Annotated in this window: 18 protein-coding genes; 14 read left to right on the top strand and 4 right to left on the bottom strand. The window is 40.9% G+C overall.

Annotated features, from left to right (window positions below):
• Positions 1-147 precede the first annotated feature (147 nt).
• The 6 genes from JF50_RS15455 (at position 148) to JF50_RS15430 (ending at position 6,349) form a co-directional block, all read left to right on the top strand.
• A complete protein-coding gene (locus JF50_RS15455) occupies positions 148-1,353 on the top strand; it encodes an aspartate aminotransferase family protein (RefSeq protein ID WP_039610333.1) in 1,206 nt (401 codons plus the stop codon).
• A 37-nt stretch (positions 1,354-1,390) separates the two neighbouring features.
• Positions 1,391-2,416, top strand: a complete 1,026-nt coding sequence (astA, locus tag JF50_RS15450; protein ID WP_039610332.1) for an arginine N-succinyltransferase — start codon at positions 1,391-1,393, stop codon at positions 2,414-2,416.
• Positions 2,417-2,487: 71 nt separating this feature from the next.
• Positions 2,488-3,291 (top strand): DUF1338 domain-containing protein, encoded by an 804-nt coding sequence (locus JF50_RS15445; RefSeq protein ID WP_039610331.1) that lies wholly within the window; start codon positions 2,488-2,490, stop codon positions 3,289-3,291.
• Positions 3,292-3,451: 160 nt separating this feature from the next.
• Positions 3,452-4,222 (top strand): helix-turn-helix domain-containing protein, encoded by a 771-nt coding sequence (locus JF50_RS15440; protein WP_039610330.1) that lies wholly within the window; start codon positions 3,452-3,454, stop codon positions 4,220-4,222.
• Positions 4,219-5,049, top strand: coding sequence for a polyphosphate kinase 2 family protein (locus JF50_RS15435; RefSeq protein WP_152614559.1), 831 nt, complete (start codon positions 4,219-4,221; stop codon positions 5,047-5,049). Before JF50_RS15440 ends, JF50_RS15435 begins: the two co-directional genes overlap by 4 nt.
• Position 5,050: 1 nt before the next feature.
• Entirely contained in the window at positions 5,051-6,349 is a 1,299-nt protein-coding gene (locus JF50_RS15430; protein WP_039610328.1) for a DUF2252 family protein, read from the top strand.
• Here the strand turns inward: JF50_RS15430 and JF50_RS15425 are convergent.
• Positions 6,326-7,279, bottom strand: coding sequence for a ribonuclease Z (locus tag JF50_RS15425; protein WP_039610327.1), 954 nt, complete (start codon positions 7,277-7,279; stop codon positions 6,326-6,328). The two genes, JF50_RS15430 and JF50_RS15425, sit on opposite strands and share 24 nt — an antisense overlap.
• Before the next feature lie 77 nt (positions 7,280-7,356).
• Between JF50_RS15425 and JF50_RS15420 the strand changes: the two genes are divergently transcribed.
• From JF50_RS15420 to JF50_RS15390, 7 genes are all read left to right on the top strand, one after another.
• Positions 7,357-7,890: an isochorismatase family protein gene (locus tag JF50_RS15420; RefSeq protein WP_039610326.1), complete on the top strand. Its 534-nt coding sequence runs from the start codon at positions 7,357-7,359 to the stop codon at positions 7,888-7,890.
• Positions 7,891-7,939: 49 nt separating this feature from the next.
• Complete coding sequence (locus tag JF50_RS15415; protein WP_039610325.1) at positions 7,940-8,203, top strand: DUF3081 family protein; 264 nt, start codon at positions 7,940-7,942, stop codon at positions 8,201-8,203.
• Positions 8,196-8,504, top strand: coding sequence for a hypothetical protein (locus tag JF50_RS15410; RefSeq protein WP_039610324.1), 309 nt, complete (start codon positions 8,196-8,198; stop codon positions 8,502-8,504). The genes JF50_RS15415 and JF50_RS15410 overlap by 8 nt, the downstream gene beginning before the upstream one ends.
• A 209-nt stretch (positions 8,505-8,713) precedes the next feature.
• Positions 8,714-10,321: an AbgT family transporter gene (locus JF50_RS15405; protein ID WP_052262535.1), complete on the top strand. Its 1,608-nt coding sequence runs from the start codon at positions 8,714-8,716 to the stop codon at positions 10,319-10,321.
• A 321-nt stretch (positions 10,322-10,642) separates the two neighbouring features.
• The gene (locus tag JF50_RS15400; protein ID WP_039610979.1) at positions 10,643-11,278 is read left to right on the top strand and encodes a glutathione S-transferase family protein; all 636 of its coding nucleotides are present in this window, start codon (positions 10,643-10,645) and stop codon (positions 11,276-11,278) included.
• 191 nt (positions 11,279-11,469) lie between these two features.
• Positions 11,470-12,555 carry a cell division protein ZapE gene (gene zapE, locus JF50_RS15395; protein WP_039610322.1) on the top strand — a complete coding sequence of 362 codons (1,086 nt, stop codon included), beginning with the start codon at positions 11,470-11,472 and terminating at the stop codon, positions 12,553-12,555.
• Between the two features lie 396 nt (positions 12,556-12,951).
• Complete coding sequence (locus JF50_RS15390; RefSeq protein WP_039610321.1) at positions 12,952-13,248, top strand: TonB-dependent receptor domain-containing protein; 297 nt, start codon at positions 12,952-12,954, stop codon at positions 13,246-13,248.
• Positions 13,249-13,519: 271 nt separating this feature from the next.
• Here the strand turns inward: JF50_RS15390 and JF50_RS15385 are convergent, their stop codons facing one another.
• Positions 13,520-14,818: a DEAD/DEAH box helicase gene (locus JF50_RS15385; RefSeq protein ID WP_039610320.1), complete on the bottom strand. Its 1,299-nt coding sequence runs from the start codon at positions 14,816-14,818 to the stop codon at positions 13,520-13,522.
• A gap of 57 nt (positions 14,819-14,875) precedes the next feature.
• Positions 14,876-15,790, bottom strand: coding sequence for a 4-hydroxy-tetrahydrodipicolinate synthase (locus tag JF50_RS15380; RefSeq protein WP_039610319.1), 915 nt, complete (start codon positions 15,788-15,790; stop codon positions 14,876-14,878).
• 150 nt (positions 15,791-15,940) lie between these two features.
• Here JF50_RS15380 and JF50_RS15375 point away from each other — a divergent pair, with 150 nt between their 5' ends.
• The gene (locus JF50_RS15375; RefSeq protein ID WP_039610318.1) at positions 15,941-16,594 is read left to right on the top strand and encodes a DUF6058 family natural product biosynthesis protein; all 654 of its coding nucleotides are present in this window, start codon (positions 15,941-15,943) and stop codon (positions 16,592-16,594) included.
• Between the two features lie 142 nt (positions 16,595-16,736).
• Here the strand turns inward: JF50_RS15375 and JF50_RS15370 are convergent, their stop codons facing one another.
• Complete coding sequence (locus JF50_RS15370; RefSeq protein WP_039610317.1) at positions 16,737-17,012, bottom strand: hypothetical protein; 276 nt, start codon at positions 17,010-17,012, stop codon at positions 16,737-16,739.
• Positions 17,013-17,080: the final 68 nt, after the last annotated feature.

Genomic DNA, 17,080 nt, shown 5'->3' with positions numbered 1-17,080 from the left:
CATAAAACCAATGTCATTTTGACGAACATTCTACTCATTTTATACAAAATTACACTGCAAATTTTCATCATATCACGCAATAATGTCCGAATAAGAATAGGCACAATCTATGTGTCCCTGAAGTTGAAGTTAAATGAGGACGACGTCATGCAAGTGAATCGCGAATTATTCGATGAAGTAATGGTACCTAACTACAATCCATCGGCGGTTATACCAGTAAAAGGTAAAGGTGCACGAGTTTGGGACCAAAACGGCGATGAGTACATCGACTTTGCTGGCGGTATCGCAGTAAACTGCCTAGGTCATAGCCACCCAGCATTGGTAAACGCTCTGAAAGAGCAAGGTGAAAAGATTTGGCATTTATCAAACGTAATGACCAATGAACCTGCACTGCGTCTAGCTAAAAAGCTGACTGATGCGACATTTGCAGACAAAGTCTATTTTGCAAACTCAGGCGCTGAAGCAAATGAAGCAGCGTTAAAACTGGCACGTCGTTTTGCACTTGATAAATATAATGAAGAAAAAACGCAGATCATTGCTTTCAATAAAGGCTTCCACGGTCGTACCTTCTTCACGGTCACAGTCGGCGGTCAAGCTGCTTACTCAGATGGCTTTGGTCCAAAACCACAAGATATCACTCACATTGACTACAATGACTTAGAAACATTTGCAAAAGTAATCTCAGACAAAACGTGTGCCGTTATGATGGAGCCTCTTCAAGGTGAAGGCGGTATCATTTCTCCAGACGTTGAGTTTGTGCAAGGTGTCAGAGAATTATGTAACAAGCACAATGCCTTACTTATTTTTGATGAAGTACAAACAGGTGTGGGCCGTACAGGTGATTTATATGCGTACCAAGGCTTAAATGTAACACCAGACATCTTAACGACTGCCAAAGCGCTTGGTGGCGGCTTCCCAATTGGTGCGATGATCACCACAACTGATATTGCAAAGCATTTAAAAATCGGTACTCACGGTTCTACTTACGGTGGTAACCCATTGGCATGTGCCGTTGCCGAAGCGGCTTTTGATACGGTTAATACGCCTGAAGTATTAAATGGAGTAAAAGAGCGTGAACAACTGTTCCGTGATGGCTTAAATGCCATTAACGAAAAGTACAATGTATTCAGCGAGGTACGTGGTAAAGGCCTGTTGTTAGGTTGCGTACTAAAAGGTGACTACGAAGGTAAAGCAAGAGATTTCTTAGTAGCAAGTGCAAAGCATGGCTTAATGACGTTAGTCGCTGGCACTAATGTAGTTCGTTTCACACCTTCTTTAGTCATTACAGAAGAAGAAATTAAAGCAGGTCTAGCACGCTTCGAGCTGGCTGTCGCTGATGTAGTAAACGCTTAACCTTTATGGGCGACTCGTCGCCCTAAATGATATTTTTATGCAAGTACTTAGACCTATTAGCAGCAAAGACTTTGCTGCTTTAAAAAACATCGCAGTAGAATCAGGACATGGCTTTACATCATTGCCTGTCGACGACGAGCTATTGGAAAGTAAAATACAGCGTTCTCAAGAAAGTTTTAGCAAGTCATTAAGTACCCCTATCGATGAAGGGTATTTATTTGTACTCGAAGATTTAGAAACAGGCGAGATCAGTGGAACGACAGCCATTGAGGCAGCAGTGGGTATGCAGGTACCTTTGTACCATTATCATCAGGGTAAAACGGTTCATCACTCCAGCACTCTAAATGTATACAATACTGTTGATATTTTATCGATTTGCAATGATTACACGGGTAGTTCTGAGATCTGTACTTTATTTCTGCGTGAGCAATTTAGGCGCGGATTAGCTGGTCGCTTCTTGTCGCGTATCCGCTTTTTATTCATGGCTGAACATGCTGAACGCTTCAGTGACCGAGTCATTGCTGAAATGCGTGGTGTAAGCGACGAACATGGACACAGTCCATTTTGGCAGTGGCTACAAGAACACTTTTTCAGCATTGAGTTCCCAAAAGCCGACCACCTAGTAGGCCTAGGTGACAAAGTATTTATTTCTGAATTAATGCCGAAGTACCCTATTTACGCTAACTTACTCAGCCCAGAGGCCCAAGCAGTCATTGGCCATGTGCATGAAAAAACAAAACCTGCGCTGCGTTTGCTGCAAAAAGAAGGTTTTGAGCACAGGGGATATGTTGACTTGTTTGATGCAGGTCCAACGGTGGAAGCAAGAATAGAAAATATCCGGACTGTACGGGAAACTCAAAACGGGACTTTAGATATCGCTGAAGAGCTACCCCACAGTGAAACAACCTGGGCGCTATCCAATGGCCAACTAGCGCAATTTAGAGCCACATTTACTACTGCGGTAGTATGGAATGAACATACACAAACATTCACAATCACCTCAAAAACGGCAGAAGCATTGCAGTTAAAGCAAGGTGATAAGATCAGTGGATTTGTTTTATAACAATTAAATACGTCGTGCTTTGTCGTAACATTTACAACGCGGCCAAGCCGTTATATTAAGGAATTGTCATTATGCACAACAATGTAGATAGCTTATTTGAGAACCTTTGGAGCAACTATTTAGCAGTTACTCCATCTGCTGTAAAAGTACACGAGCTATTAGGTTCAACTCAAAAAGACGATGTCATCAACGACCACATTGCACTACGTACTTTCAATCATGAAAAAATTGGTTTAGAAAAGCTGGCTGCACATTTCAAAGCTGTTGGTTACAAAGAGTGTGGTGAATACCACTTTGAAGCTAAGAAATTGTATGCGAAGCACTATGAGCACAGCGATCCAAGTAAGCCAAAAGTTTTCATCTCTGAACTACTTTTAGAAAAGTGCTCAGATGAACTTCAAGCAATCGTTGGCCAAATGATTGATAGTATCGACGAAAGTGCCGTTACTGCAGAAAACTTCTTGTACTCTGGTACGCACTGGCAAGTGAGCCATGAAACCTATAAAAAGTTACTTGCTGAAAGTGAATACGCAGCTTGGATGTCAGCTTGGGGTTACCGTGCAAACCACTTCACGGTAAACATCAATTACCTCGCTAATTTTGAGACCATAGAAGCAGTAAACCAAGCACTTAAAGATGCAGGTTTCTCTCTAAATACATCTGGTGGTGAAATCAAAGGCTCACCTGAAGTACTACTTGAGCAATCTTCTACACTTGCTGATCACCACCCTGTTGAATTCTCTGACGGCAAATTTGAAATCCCAAGTTGCTTCTACGAGTTTGCCCTTCGTTACAACAAACCTGACGGTGAATTGTATACGGGCTTCGTAGCGGCTTCTGCAGATAAAATCTTCGAAAGTACCAACGCTAGATAAACATCCTGTGTTGTTATGAATTGAAGTAAACTAACTTAAACACCCAAAGCAGCCTATGGCTGCTTTTTTATTGCGCCAGATAAATTAAAGAGATAAATTTAAAAATATAACCTATTAAATAATCTTCTAGTTTAACGCAACCTACAAGGATGAGGGCAGCATGTATACTATTTTACCTCCCCCAGCGAAACTCAGCCCCTTTGTTATTAACTTCTGGTATGCCAACACCCATCGTTTATTACCCCAAGCTTTACATAGTGATGGGTACATATCGGTATTATTTGTTGCTTCAGGCAAATCGAAAATGAACGAGACTAACCTATCTAATAGAGCCTATTTTATCGGTCCGCAAACTAAAACAACAATGTGGTATTTTCAAAATGAAGTGCAAAATCTCATCGGCGTCAGACTGACACCTCTAGGGGCCAAAAGCTTTACGACTATGCCATTAAAAGAGACAAAAAATCAGTGCATCGAGCTTTTGGATGTGGTTTCAAATTGCCAAAGTTTAATGACAAAAATAACTCAGAGTGAGTACACTCTAAAAGAGAAAATAATATTTCTTTCTCAATGGCTCGAACAACGTTTTAAAACGCGCTACGAGCCACAATCGAGCTTACTCGAAACCATTACCAAAGAGATCCAACTATCACCGAGATCAATAAAGCTGGCTGATATTTATGACACCCTACATATTAATAGCCGACGTGCAGAAAGAGCCTTTGACCAAGCGTTAGGCATGACGGCTAAAGAGTATGCAACCCTTGTGGAAGTATCGAAAGCAAGAAACTTACTCAGACAAAAACCAACATGCTCTTTAACTGATATAGCTTATGAACTTGAATATACTGATCAATCTCACTTCACGCGGCAATTTAAAAAAGTGATGAGCATAACGCCAAAGCAATATAAACAGAGGATATCAATGTGAGCCAAATTGATATAGATAATCAACAAACAACACAGTCCCCCTCTTTAAAACACATCAATGAATATCCAGCTATTGATAATAAAAAAGCGTATAAACAGGCGCTTAAATATTGGCAAAATGAGTTACTTCATGTTCAGCAAGCCTATTACCACCAAGGGCAAAGAGCTGTTATCGTTTTTGAAGGCTGGGATGCAGCAGGAAAAGGTGGCGCAATCCGCCGCGTTACTGAAAAACTCGATCCCCGTGGCTACCAAGTTTACCCGATTGCCGCACCCAGAGACGATGAGCAAGGCAGGCATTATTTATATCGATTCTTCAATAAACTTCCTAAACAAGGCACTCTAACTATATTTGACCGCTCCTATTACGGCAGAGTCTTAGTAGAACGAATTGAAGGTTATGCGTCAGATGCACAATGGCAACGCGCTTATCGTGAAATCAATGAATTTGAGCAGCTTTTGCTCGACGATAACATTAAAGTCATAAAACTGTTTTTACATATAAGTAGTGACGAGCAACTGAAACGATTCTCTGAACGGTTAAATAACCCTTACAAACGTTGGAAATTAACCGAAGAAGATATCAGAAATAGAAACAAACGCACTGAGTATGAAGCGGCCATCGATGATATGTTTAAAAAAACACATACCTCTGGCGCACCATGGTCGGTCATTGTTGGCGATCATAAATGGTTTGCTCGTGTGGAAGTACTCAAAGCGCTTACTAAAGCATTGAGCAAAGATATGCAGATTGAACCACCTCCAATAGACGCAAATATTGTAGCGCTTGCAGAGCAACAACTCGGAATAAAGCACAAGAGGACGTAAAATGAATCGTGAAAACCTACTAACATCTTACTTTGAACGCCATGACGGTATGGTGCCATCATTAGAGTTAAACAAGCATGAAAAAATGGCAGGAAGCGCATTTCATTTTTTCCGCGGCACTGCACCACTGATGTACAGTGACATTTTTGACGGGTTGATTGATCTGCCAGCCTCTGTTTACGATATTCCAGTCACCACGATAATGGGAGATTGTCATACCAGTAACTTCGGTTTTTTAAGCGAAGAGGGCTCTCATGGTGAAACACTGGTATTCACCCCAAATGACTTCGATGATGCCTGTATCGGTCATGCGATTTGGGATATTTTCCGATTTTTAGTCAGTTTAAACTTAGCGCAACAAACCGGACTTGAAATTAAAGAGTCGACTGACTCGATGAACATCAAACAAAAGCCTGCGGTATTAACAGAGCGTATACCACAAGCTCAAACTGAATTTTTAGCGCATTATGTTGCAACTTGCGAAGCGTCTTTACGTGGTGAGAATAATAGCCAAAGCGCGTTGACTGACTTCGACAAAGACCATATATTGCACAAGCGTTGGCAAAAAGGCTTGCAGCGGTTGGTAGGTGGCTCGGCATTTAATGTCAAAAGTACCTTAGCGAAAGACGTCGAACTCACTTCAGTGCCATTGCGGTTTAAACTTGATCCACTAAAGTTTGAACCCATTCACAGCGATATTAGAACCAATCTTATAGAGCAATTCAGGCCCTATGTCGACGACGATATCATTGACTGTGTTGAAAGGTTAGATGCAGGCACAGGCAGCAACCATTTAAAGCGCTTTTATTTGCTGGTAGGCCCCAAAGATCTGCATACACCGGCGCTTTACCATATTGTCGAAGTCAAACAGCAAACACTGGCAGCTCCTTTGCACTACTTTAAAGATTTAAGTCCAATAAATCGCCTCAACCATGCCCACTTAACGGTCAACTGCCAACGACAAATGCAGCGTAGACCTGATTTAATCATTGATGACGCGCTTTGGCAGGGTGTCCACTGGCTGGTACGTTCTCGTCATCATGCACGAGTCGGTATTGATCCTGAGCATATCACCTTGGGCAAGCGTGCAGCACACAAAAATGGCTTTGAACAATATGCTAAAAGCTGTGCACAAGTGTTAGCTTACGCACATATGAGAGGCGACAGACGGTCAATGAATTTTCAAGAACATTGCATAACCGCCCTGCCTCCACTGTTTACCATTCTGATACAAAAAGCGAATCAATATGCGCAGCAAGTAAATGAAGACTGGGAATTATTCAAGGCTCTCAGAAAGTAGTACCTTTGGAATATCAACCACAAGCCCGTCACTCGCGAGGACAAGCTCACCTTGATAATACGTGTGAGCTTCCTCTTCCAAATTATCCAACAATCCGGGCCCATGATAGCGGGCGCTAAAGTGTGTTAATACTAGTAATGGTACGTGAGTTTGGTTAGCAAACTCTGCAATCCGTTTCGCATCGCTATGACCAGTGTGGTGACCGACTTTCTTGAGGTCTTTATGAGTATAAGTCGCTTCGTGAACTAACGCGTCTACACCGTCTATGTGCCCTTTTAAAAGACTTGGTTTCTCATTGTCACCACACACAATCACTGAACGAGGCTGCCAGCTGGGGAAAGCATATGTGTTAGATGCGAGTACTTTCCCTTGATACTCTACGTCAAAACCCTTTTGTAATTGATTAAAGTGAGGGCCTGTCGCAATACCATGTTGTTTCAACAAGCTGGTTTTTAATTTATTCGGTATGAGGGTTTCGCTCACTTTGAACCCAAAGCTGGGTACTCGATGTTTTAGTGTGATGACTTCTATTTTACAGAAGTCAAAGTTCAAACTCGCGCAATTGAGCGCTTCAATGGCGCTAGTTTTAAGATCAAAAGGCAGCGCCAAATCTGTCAGTGAAAATGTGGCATGCAAAAACTCAATCACTTTTTTAGGCGCCACAATATGAACCGCCTCTTTTCTACCCGACATGGCCATAGATGCTAATAAGCCTGGTAACCCATAACAGTGATCGCCATGAATATGGCTAATACAGATCAAACTGAGTTGATACAGAGATAATTTAGATTTAAGTATTTGATGTTGTGTTCCCTCACCACAATCAACCAATACCCACTTTTTTGACTTTTCAAATTTAACCGCAGCGCCTGAAACATTGCGAAAAGCGGACGGGCTTCCAGATGACGTCCCCAAAAACTCCAATTGCATAACTCACTTAAATCCATAATGATGATACTACTGTACATAGTTTAAGTGATGTCAAACAATAGCTAAAGGGTTAATCCATGGACCATACTGACGCTTATCAAATCCTTGTTGTGGATATACAAAAGAGTTTTCAACCCCACATAGCGCAATATTCGGACGTTGTGGCGACCACTCAAAAGCTACTACACGCAGCTGAATTGTTATCACATGAAGTTTTACTGTTTGAGCAATACCCAAAAGGATTAGGGCACACAGATGACCTACTTACTGCTTTTAACATATGTCGATTTGAAAAAACGACATTTAGTGCACTAAACGATCCTTCGTCAAACTCAGCCGTCAATCTAAATACAACAACAATTAAAGTGATTGTTGGTCTTGAGGCGCATGTATGTGTCTATCAAACCGCTCGAGATTTATTACGGTTGAGACAACCTGTTATCGTCGTTGCAGATGCGATAGCTTCCAGAAACCCTCAACATAAAACATGGGCAATTGAACAATTAAGGTATGATGGGGCAGTGATTATGAGTTTAGAAAGTGTGCTATTTGACATGCTTAAAGATGCAAAACATCCTCACTTTAAAGCCATATCAAAACTGATCCGTTAATCCGCCCGGATAGTAATATTAACAATCAGTTTCAGATATTTGGTGAAATATGAAGAATGAACTAAATAGCAACCTCATCTTAAAAGTGTACGAACATATCAGGCAACAAGGTCAAGATTATGAACAAGGAAAACAATTTGAAGGCATCACCGCATTTTCGGATCCCGACGGTTACACGATTTATTTAAAAGGCAGTGGTGTTTTTTTAAGGTTTGGCTTTCATAACACATACCAATTTAATTATGACAAAGAATCTCAAAAAACCGATTTCATGAAAAAAATTAATTACATTGCGAGTATGTTAGATGACTAGAAGTAGAAACAGAGCGTCTACACAGTCATCACAAACATATATGAAACAGGTCGTCGACGCCTTAAGGCAAAATCCAACCGCTATTGGCGTGATTAAAGCTAATTGTCAATACTACCAAGAGCAAGCTTATTTAAAAAAAGGACTTAAGCGCACCATTGAACGCCTAGAGTGGATCCTTGCAGCAGATGATGACATCGAGCGTATCTGCCAGCAAATTATGGCTGATGACCATATTGGAAATAAATGTCGTCAATATCCACTGCTTTTTAAAGGCGTCAATCAATCTCAAAAATCAGAATAAAAAATTAAAAAACACAACCCACAACCTGAATAGAACAATATTTATGCAGTCAAAACAGAGTACTTACTTACATCATAAATATTGACCGCTCTTCGTCACCGATAGTTGTAATTTTATCTCATTTTCACCTTGAGTTAACTTTTATAAATGACCGCTGGATGAAAAAGTGATATGGTATGTCGCATTTTTTGGAACCGAGAAAACTTGCTATGTCGAATGCAGTAGAGACTAAAGCGAATAAAAACTCTCAAGCGCCAGAACAACAAAGCGGCTTATTCAATCGCTTTTTGGCAACCGTAGAGTTTTTAGGGAACATGCTCCCACACCCAATCACCCTTTTTGCAATGTTGTGTGTTGCAATCGTGGTCTTCAGTGGCATTGCCGACTGGATGGGCTTGAGTGCAATTGACCCTCGTCCAGAGGGAGCTAAAGGACGTGATGCTGACGGTGTCATCGAAGTCGTTAGCCTGATGAGTGCAGAGGGCCTACAAAAAATAATGACAGGCCTTGTCACCAACTTTACTGGATTCGCACCACTTGGTACGGTATTAGTGGCGCTACTTGGTGTAAGCGTTGCTGAGCATTCAGGTATGCTATCAGCTGCAATGCGTGGTATGGTCATGGGCGCATCTAAACGCCTTGTAACCTTTATGGTTGTCTTTGCGGCAATTTTATCAAATACCGCGTCTGAGCTTGGTTACGTTGTGCTTATTCCACTAGCTGCCATGATTTTCCACAGTCTTGGTAGACACCCTCTCGCTGGTCTTGCCGCGGCTTTTGCAGGTGTTTCAGGCGGATACAGTGCAAACCTACTTCTTGGCACAATCGACCCGTTGCTAGCTGGTATCACAACACCCGCAGCACAGATGATTGACCCAACTTATCATGTAGGCCCTGAAGCAAACTGGTACTTCATGATGATTTCAGTTTTCTTAATTGCCATTGTAGGTACTTTAGTGACTGAAAAAATTGTTGAGCCACGCCTTGGCAAATACAATCCAGATGATGCAAGCGTTGACTTATCAGAAAACAATATTGAGCATTTAACTGCCAAAGAAAAAAGCGGTCTAAAATGGGCCGGTGTTTCTCTACTTATCGTATGTAGCATCTTAGCGCTAACTATCGTGCCAGAAGATGGCATTCTGCGTCACCCAGAAACAGGTGCTGTAGCAGGCTCCCCATTCCTAAAAGGTATCGTTGTCCTCATTTTTGTAACATTTGCAATCCCAGGTTTTGTATATGGTCGTGTAGTCGGCACTATGAAAACCGACCGTGATGTCATTGATGCAATGAGTAAGAGCATGAGCTCAATGGGCATGTATATTGTGCTTGTTTTCTTCGCAGCTCAGTTTGTGGCGTTCTTTAAATGGACCAACCTTGGCACTATTCTGGCTATCAATGGCGCTGCGTTACTGCAAGCCCTAAATCTTACGGGTCCAGAAGTATTCATCTTGTTCATTATGATGTGCGCAATGGTTAACCTATGTTTGGGCTCGTCTTCAGCTCAGTGGGCTGTAACTGCACCGATTTTCGTACCAATGTTAATGCTTGTTGGTTACGCGCCAGAAACAATTCAAGCAGCTTATCGTATCGGTGATTCTGTAACTAACTTGATCACGCCTATGATGAGTTATTTCGGACTTATCTTAGCTGTCGCAACAAAATACAAAAAAGACATGGGAATAGGTACTTTGGTAGCGACTATGTTGCCTTACAGTATGTTCTTCTTTGTCGGTTGGGTCGCACTATTCTACATCTGGGTATTTGGATTTGGTCTACCTGTAGGACCGAATTCACCAATATATTACACGCCCTAATTAATAGTAAGAGCATTTTTGAAACTGCAAAAATGCTCTTATTTTTCTGTTTTTAATACGCCTCAAAAATGCCTCTAATTACTTTATTCATTATTTTCGCTACATATTATTAAATACGTAGATAACTTTCCTATTTAAGGTAAAATCATTAACGGCAGAGAAACCCCAGGTTAATCTTGTTAACTTCCTTTGGACGATTTAAATTTTTGAATAAAAATACGTCAAAGCATTTGTTATTATTCAAATGCTGTCCTAAAGTCCTAGAGGAATAACCGTAAAAGGAGCTTTCTCACCAATAAAAACTTGATGATAAGGCCAGTTATGTACACTTTGTTTTATTACCCTCGCAATGCCAGTCTTGCTCCACATTTTGTATTAGAAGCACTCAAAGTGCCGTACCAACTAGAACTTGTTGACCGTAAAAAGCACGCTCAAAAATCTGCACAATATTTAAGACTCAACCCTACAGGCAGGATCCCCACACTTGTCGATGATGAATTTGTGCTATTTGAAAGCGGTGCAATATGCTTATACCTTGCAGAGAAACATCCAGAAAGTCAGTTGATCCCAACTGACCCTGTGCAAAAAGGTGTTTTTTATCAGTGGTTAATGTACTTTACAACGACAATACAAGCTGAATTAATGATTTATTTTTACCCTGAGCGCCATACACAAAGCGCTTTGATGTATGACGATATCATTAAAACCCAGCAAACTCGCCTCACTGACATGTTTACTATTGTGAATAGGCATTTGGCAGGTAAAAGCTATGTAGTAAATGAACAATTCACTATCTGCGATTGCTATTTATTTATGCTATGTATTTGGGCCGATGAGCTAAATACTCCTCCACTTCAATTTGAACATTTAGCAAAATATCTTCGTGAAATGGCCAAGCACCCTGTCATTAAAAAAGTTTGCGAAACTGAACAAACTGATTTAAGCCCTTACAAATAAAACCTGTTCTTTGTATCGGAAATACAAATCTAAAGCCAATTTTACATAATCAGATTTTTCATGTAATTGGCTTTTAATCTACCTCATTATTAAAGGCTGAGTTGTTCTAGCAATACTTTAATCGTCTACTTAACTTTATCTCTCACGCAACTCAACGTATTATATAATTCAAACTCCCTACCCCACTGCTTATGTACCGCCTTTTAGATAAATATAATCAACTTATAGAAAGCAACACTTTAACTTTCGATCCAGCACAAGTATCAGCCATTGACGAACTAGACAAGCTTAGCAATCAAATTGAACTTTCGGATCGCGCAAAAGGAATTTACCTTTTCGGGCCTGTTGGTCGAGGAAAGTCCATGCTAATGGACATGTTTTTTGACACTTTGGGGAGTAATCGCAAGCAAAGGCTTCACTTCCATCACTTTATGCAAATAATCCACCAGCAGCTTAAAGAGATCCAAGGAAAAAAGAATCCATTAAACGTGATTGCTAAGCAATGGGCCAAACACACTAAAGTACTTTGCTTCGACGAATTCTTTGTAAAAGACATCGGTGATGCCATGATCCTAGCAGGTCTATTAGATGCGTTTTTCAAAGCAGGCATTGTATTTGTGGCAACTTCAAATTCGCATCCCAATGAACTATACAAAAATGGCCTCCAACGAAGCCGTTTTGAACCGACTATTGATTTAATCTTAGCCCATTGCAAACTGGTCAATATTTGTGGAGAAAATGACCACAGATTTGCAAATGGTTTTTCAGCAAACTTTTATTTTGAAAATGATGAGCTGGGTTTTTCATCTCTTTTTTCATCACTCGGTGGCTCGGAGAAACTGACCAACATCAATATCGAAAACCGACCTGTAGAGATCTTGGGTGAATGTAAGGGAGGCTTATTAATGGAGTTTTTAGCGTTGTGCGCTGAACCGCGTGCAACCCAAGACTATATTCAACTAGCAAAAGACTATGACGTGATTTTCATTAAAAATATACCCGCAATGGGTTGTTCAGTAGTTCATAGCTCAGTTGTTCAAGGTATAGAAGATGGTTATATAAGAACGAAGCCTGCATTTGAAGCAAAGCACTTTGATGATGAGGCAAGGCGCTTTATCGCGCTTATTGATGAGTTTTATGACCGTAAAAAGCTCATTGTTATTTCTTCACTGTGTGACCTAAATAACCTCTACACAGGAGAGTTATTAGCGTTTGAATTTGAGCGTACCAAAAGCCGACTAGTAGAAATGCAATCATGGCAGTTACCTGATACATGACTTATTAAATAGGCCCATTGCACCCGGGGGCAACGCCTCGAGACAAACATTGGACAATATCCGTCATACTGCATATCGCAGTGGCGAAATAGGCTATGCAATTGAAGCTGAATACAGGCAAACACAGCTAACTGATGAAATGGATGCCCACTCTAATGCACTCTAATGCAGGGCTAGAATTGGTGGCGATGTAATCGGAGAGCAAGATTACAAAGCCGCATATATCGAGATAGAGCAGCCTTTACTTGATGAGTTAGTCGCCAAAGCTTCGAGCCGTTGTGACGAATACAGTCTGCCAGATGCAGGAGAATTATCAAGTAGCGTCAATGTACACTATGAAGCAATCGAAACTTAGTTTTACGGGCAGGCTTTAGCGTCGCAGGCTTAAATCGATTAGTGGGCGATGCAAGTAGTGGCTATGACAATTTAACTGATTACAGTAACACAACTTGTGATACACAAAACCTACCTGCAACAGCAATGGATACGCCTAATTTAAAACCAGAAACATCTGAGCAATTCTCCATCGGTGCAGTCTGGAACATGACAGCAAATACAGCCGTCACAATTGATTACTGGCAGACAGAGAGTTGGATGACTATGCATCCGCAACAGAAGTCGATCTGGGATTTAACTATCAAAGCGATAATTACGGCAGTTTTACCATCAGAGTGCGAAATATTTTCGCTATAATCCCCGAAGTGAGGCTAGAAAGGTTCTTTGGATTTAATACTGAAAACCACAATATCTACGACCGAACTATATTTGCTGATTATTCAATTCAGTTTTAAATAAAAAATATCAAATCAATTCTCCCATCCAGCAGCCAAACCCTTTAGCTGGTTACTTTTCACACACTTCACTGCTCAGATTGTCATGCTTAAATCTGGTTTAGAAACATTTTATGAGCACAAAAAAAGCGAGCTATTTGCTCGCTTCCCTTTCGTATTCTTAGCTTAAATAACTACTTATCAAGCTTAAGCTTCACGCCTTTCAACCGGCTTCTCACTGAGCTAATTTTACTGCGGTTTTTAACGCGTGCTTCGCCACTCGCTTGGTTGCTAGGTCTATTAGTGCGAACTTTACGTCTTTGATGGCTCGGCTTTTTACTCAAGTTATCAATTAAGTTTTCACGACTAGCAACTTCATAGCCAGGCAGGTAATAACGCTTTATCTTTTGGCCAATCAAAGCTTCGATATGCAGTAAAAACTGCTCTTCTTCTCGGCTAACAAATGAAATTGCTTGACCAGAATTGCCTGCGCGACCCGTACGACCAATTCTGTGTACATAGTCTTCTGGAAGGTATGGTAAATCGTAGTTAACTACGCGAGGTAAGCCTTCAATATCAATGCCTCGGGCCGCTACTTCAGTCGCAACAAGGACGCGAACTTTACCCTCTTTAAACTCCCTGAGCGCACGACGTCTCGCACCTTGCTTTTTATCACCATGGCAAACAGTAGCAGCAATACCATCGAGCTCCAGCTCTTTTACAATTGTGTCAGCATCATCTTTCATATTGACGAAAACTAGAACTTGCTGCCAATTTTTCTTACCAATAAGCTCAGATAAAAGCTCTTTTTTACGTTGTTGTTCAACTGGATATACCACATGACGTACTGTTTCTGCCGTCGTGTTCTCTGGTGCAGTTTGAACGAGCTTAGGCTCTTTTAGTACCTGTTTGGCAAATTGTTTTACTGCAGATGGGAAAGTTGCTGAGAACAACAATAACTGTTTGTCTTCTTTCGCAAGGGCAATGACACGCTGCATTTCATCGATAAAGCCCATATCCAGCATACGGTCAGCTTCATCAAGCACCAAATGCTCGATGTTTGCTAAATCAACACTACCTAACCTAACTAAATCTAATAACCTACCCGGTGTAGCAGCAACGATATCAGCACCTTGTGCCAATCGTTGAGTTTGACCATCAACGTTCACGCCACCAAACACAGCAACGGTGCGCAACGCAGTATACTTTGTGAATGACTCACAATTATTAGCGATTTGCTCTGCCAGCTCTCGAGTCGGTGCTAAAAATAAAGCGCGAGGTGATTTAGTTGACGTACCTTTTAAAAGGTTGTGGATTACCGGTAAAGCAAAGGCAGCGGTTTTACCTGTACCTGTCTGTGCTGTCGCAAGCACATCGTGACCTTTTCTGATCACAGGGATGGCCGCCTGTTGGATCGGTGTGAGCTCAGTAAAGCCAATTTCATCTAAGGCTTTTAACAAAGGCTCTGGAAAACTAAACGATTTAAAATTCATAACGGTAAACCTGCGACCAATACTGAAGGGTCGCAGATTATACGTCAATTATTAGGATTAACAAAGCTTAAGTAGCGTCTCATCTACTAAATTTGCCTTTCCACCAACAATATATTGCTCATCTACCGCATTTATTAACTTTTGGCCTTCTATCTGTTGCTCCTTGCTCAGTGGAACATATGGCAGCCTAAATACTGGGCTTACTGCCCCTGTCATTATTAAAGCCGTATTGATAGCAATTGGATTGGGTTCACAAAACAACCAACCCATTAATGGCTGAAGATCCTTATTCAGTGTTTCATTTGGCGTATCCATAAGCTGTCTAAATAGTTTAGGTACCAAATTTGATGTCACCGAAATCACACCATGCGATTGAAATTTGTGGCGGCCATCATGTGCTTCGTCATCATTGCCCGACCAACACGCAATCCCTTTCGCTTCATAGTGAGCAATTCGCTCGTTACCAGCACATTCTTTCATGCCAATAAAGTGTTTATGTTTGGAAATAGGCTCGATAACGTCTGGCGTCAAATCTTGCCCTGTTCGGCCTGGCACGTTGTAGATGAACGCAGGACCAATTTCAAGTACTCGGTTAAGGTGCTCCAATACGCCGGCATCAGACGTGCGACCATAGTATGGGTTTATTTGTAAAGCAGCATCCATACCGGAAGCAAAGCCATACTCGGTTGCCTTGATGGCTTCTCGTGTGTTGTTACTTCCTGTATTACCAACAATCACCAGCTTATCTGAAAACTTATTGACACTATGTGCAATAAGCATCAAATGTTCTTCCCAGTTCATGAGCTGACCTTCGCCGGTTGTACCACCGACAATAATACCGTCGACACCCGCAGCAATCTGCATCTCTACTAATGCGTCGTACGCTGGTAGATCAATTTCACCTGACATGAGATATGGAGTTTTGATGGCCGTGATTAGGCTAGCTTTTCTTATCGTTTGTATACTTCGCATGCAATTTTTAGATCATTGTTTATATACGACATGTTTTATCACAATTGACTCAGTATGCCGAGGGTAAAAGAGCAAGATTTAGAAAATTTCTTGCTTAAGTGATAAAAATCATACAAACTTAAAACAACTGTATAAATAACCAGTATCACTATGCGATTATCTGAATATTTGAAGTCAAACTTTTATGATGCCAGCGAGCTATGCGCATTATTGAAAATTGAACACGACCAACTACACGTGTGGCAAGAAAACAGTATCTTTCCAAACGCAAGTTACAGCATTGAAAATCTAATAAAATGTAGCTCATATCTTGGCTTATACGAGTGTATAGAAGTCACTGACTACTACCCTAGAGGTGCGCTTGACTGGGGTCAAATGTTAATGAAACACGCAGTTGAGCATTCTAGTCATGCTTACGAGCTTTTCCAAAACAAATACATCACCACGCTAAAAGCCTGCGCTGATAAAGGTATTGTCAGTGAAGACGATAAATTTGGCGATGATGTGATAGAGCATATTCAGCAAGTGTGGCAACAGTTTCTTTGCAGTAAATACGGGGTAATTAGTCAAAATGGGGCTGTAGAAGAAGTCGTTTTTATTGACCTAGGTCGCTCAATCGTTGACGCTTTAACTGACGATAGAACCAGTAATAATATCCCCCCTGAGCATCGCTTATTACTGCATGAAGCGCTAAAGCTTCTTAATAAGGCCTTAAGTCACAATGCAGCTCACGAACAGCAAGATTCATTAAGATACAAGTATATAGACAGCGTTATTCAAAAGTATGACTTATCTATGAGGTAGCACATTTTTGTATTTAGGTTGTAATTTATAAATAGTCCAATAGGTAACCAGATGTATCTGGATTGATATTTTTGTTGATTAAAATAAAGCCGCTTTGATTACTCTCAGCGGCTTTAATAGTTTAAGGGTAAGTTAAATTAGATTAATCATTTTCTACAGATTGTAACTGCTCGTAATGCGCTCTGTATAATTCAAATCCTTTTAATACCCTCAATTTATCTTCACATAAATTGTCATACCAGGTATCAAATTTATCGTCATCATCTTGTTCACTCAAAACTTGATATTGGGCTAACAACTCAATAATGTCACTGTGTTCGCAACTTAACTCATCTAATTGCTGAGCTAGCGTCGAATGATCCCTATTTTGCAGTTCCGCAATGACACTGTTATCTAATTGTTGTGATTCTTCGCTCACAGTGTTGTCCTCTTTCTCAATCTCGAATCTAGTTATAACAGTCTGATATTGAAGATCCAGTAACAATT

The organism is Pseudoalteromonas luteoviolacea (assembly GCF_000814765.1).
Taxonomy (GTDB): Bacteria; Pseudomonadota; Gammaproteobacteria; order Enterobacterales; family Alteromonadaceae; genus Pseudoalteromonas; species Pseudoalteromonas luteoviolacea_H.
The sequence above is the reverse complement of the archived record's forward strand: the minus strand, read 5'-3'. Positions and strand labels throughout refer to the sequence as shown.

Excerpts from the sequence above, each read along its gene's own strand:
- JF50_RS15385 (WP_039610320.1), bottom strand. The coding sequence starts at position 14,818 with ATGAATTTTAAATCGTTTAGTTTTCCAGAGCCTTTGTTAAAAGCCTTA.
- JF50_RS15405 (WP_052262535.1), top strand. The coding sequence starts at position 8,714 with ATGTCGAATGCAGTAGAGACTAAAGCGAATAAAAACTCTCAAGCGCCA.
- JF50_RS15425 (WP_039610327.1), bottom strand. The coding sequence starts at position 7,279 with ATGCAATTGGAGTTTTTGGGGACGTCATCTGGAAGCCCGTCCGCTTTT.
- JF50_RS15375 (WP_039610318.1), top strand. The coding sequence starts at position 15,941 with ATGCGATTATCTGAATATTTGAAGTCAAACTTTTATGATGCCAGCGAG.
- JF50_RS15410 (WP_039610324.1), top strand. The coding sequence starts at position 8,196 with ATGACTAGAAGTAGAAACAGAGCGTCTACACAGTCATCACAAACATAT.
- JF50_RS15430 (WP_039610328.1), top strand. The coding sequence starts at position 5,051 with ATGAATCGTGAAAACCTACTAACATCTTACTTTGAACGCCATGACGGT.
- JF50_RS15400 (WP_039610979.1), top strand. The coding sequence starts at position 10,643 with ATGTACACTTTGTTTTATTACCCTCGCAATGCCAGTCTTGCTCCACAT.
- zapE (WP_039610322.1), top strand. The coding sequence starts at position 11,470 with ATGTACCGCCTTTTAGATAAATATAATCAACTTATAGAAAGCAACACT.
- JF50_RS15455 (WP_039610333.1), top strand. The coding sequence starts at position 148 with ATGCAAGTGAATCGCGAATTATTCGATGAAGTAATGGTACCTAACTAC.
- astA (WP_039610332.1), top strand. The coding sequence starts at position 1,391 with ATGCAAGTACTTAGACCTATTAGCAGCAAAGACTTTGCTGCTTTAAAA.
- JF50_RS15445 (WP_039610331.1), top strand. The coding sequence starts at position 2,488 with ATGCACAACAATGTAGATAGCTTATTTGAGAACCTTTGGAGCAACTAT.
- JF50_RS15440 (WP_039610330.1), top strand. The coding sequence starts at position 3,452 with ATGTATACTATTTTACCTCCCCCAGCGAAACTCAGCCCCTTTGTTATT.
- JF50_RS15420 (WP_039610326.1), top strand. The coding sequence starts at position 7,357 with ATGGACCATACTGACGCTTATCAAATCCTTGTTGTGGATATACAAAAG.
- JF50_RS15415 (WP_039610325.1), top strand. The coding sequence starts at position 7,940 with ATGAAGAATGAACTAAATAGCAACCTCATCTTAAAAGTGTACGAACAT.
- JF50_RS15380 (WP_039610319.1), bottom strand. The coding sequence starts at position 15,790 with ATGCGAAGTATACAAACGATAAGAAAAGCTAGCCTAATCACGGCCATC.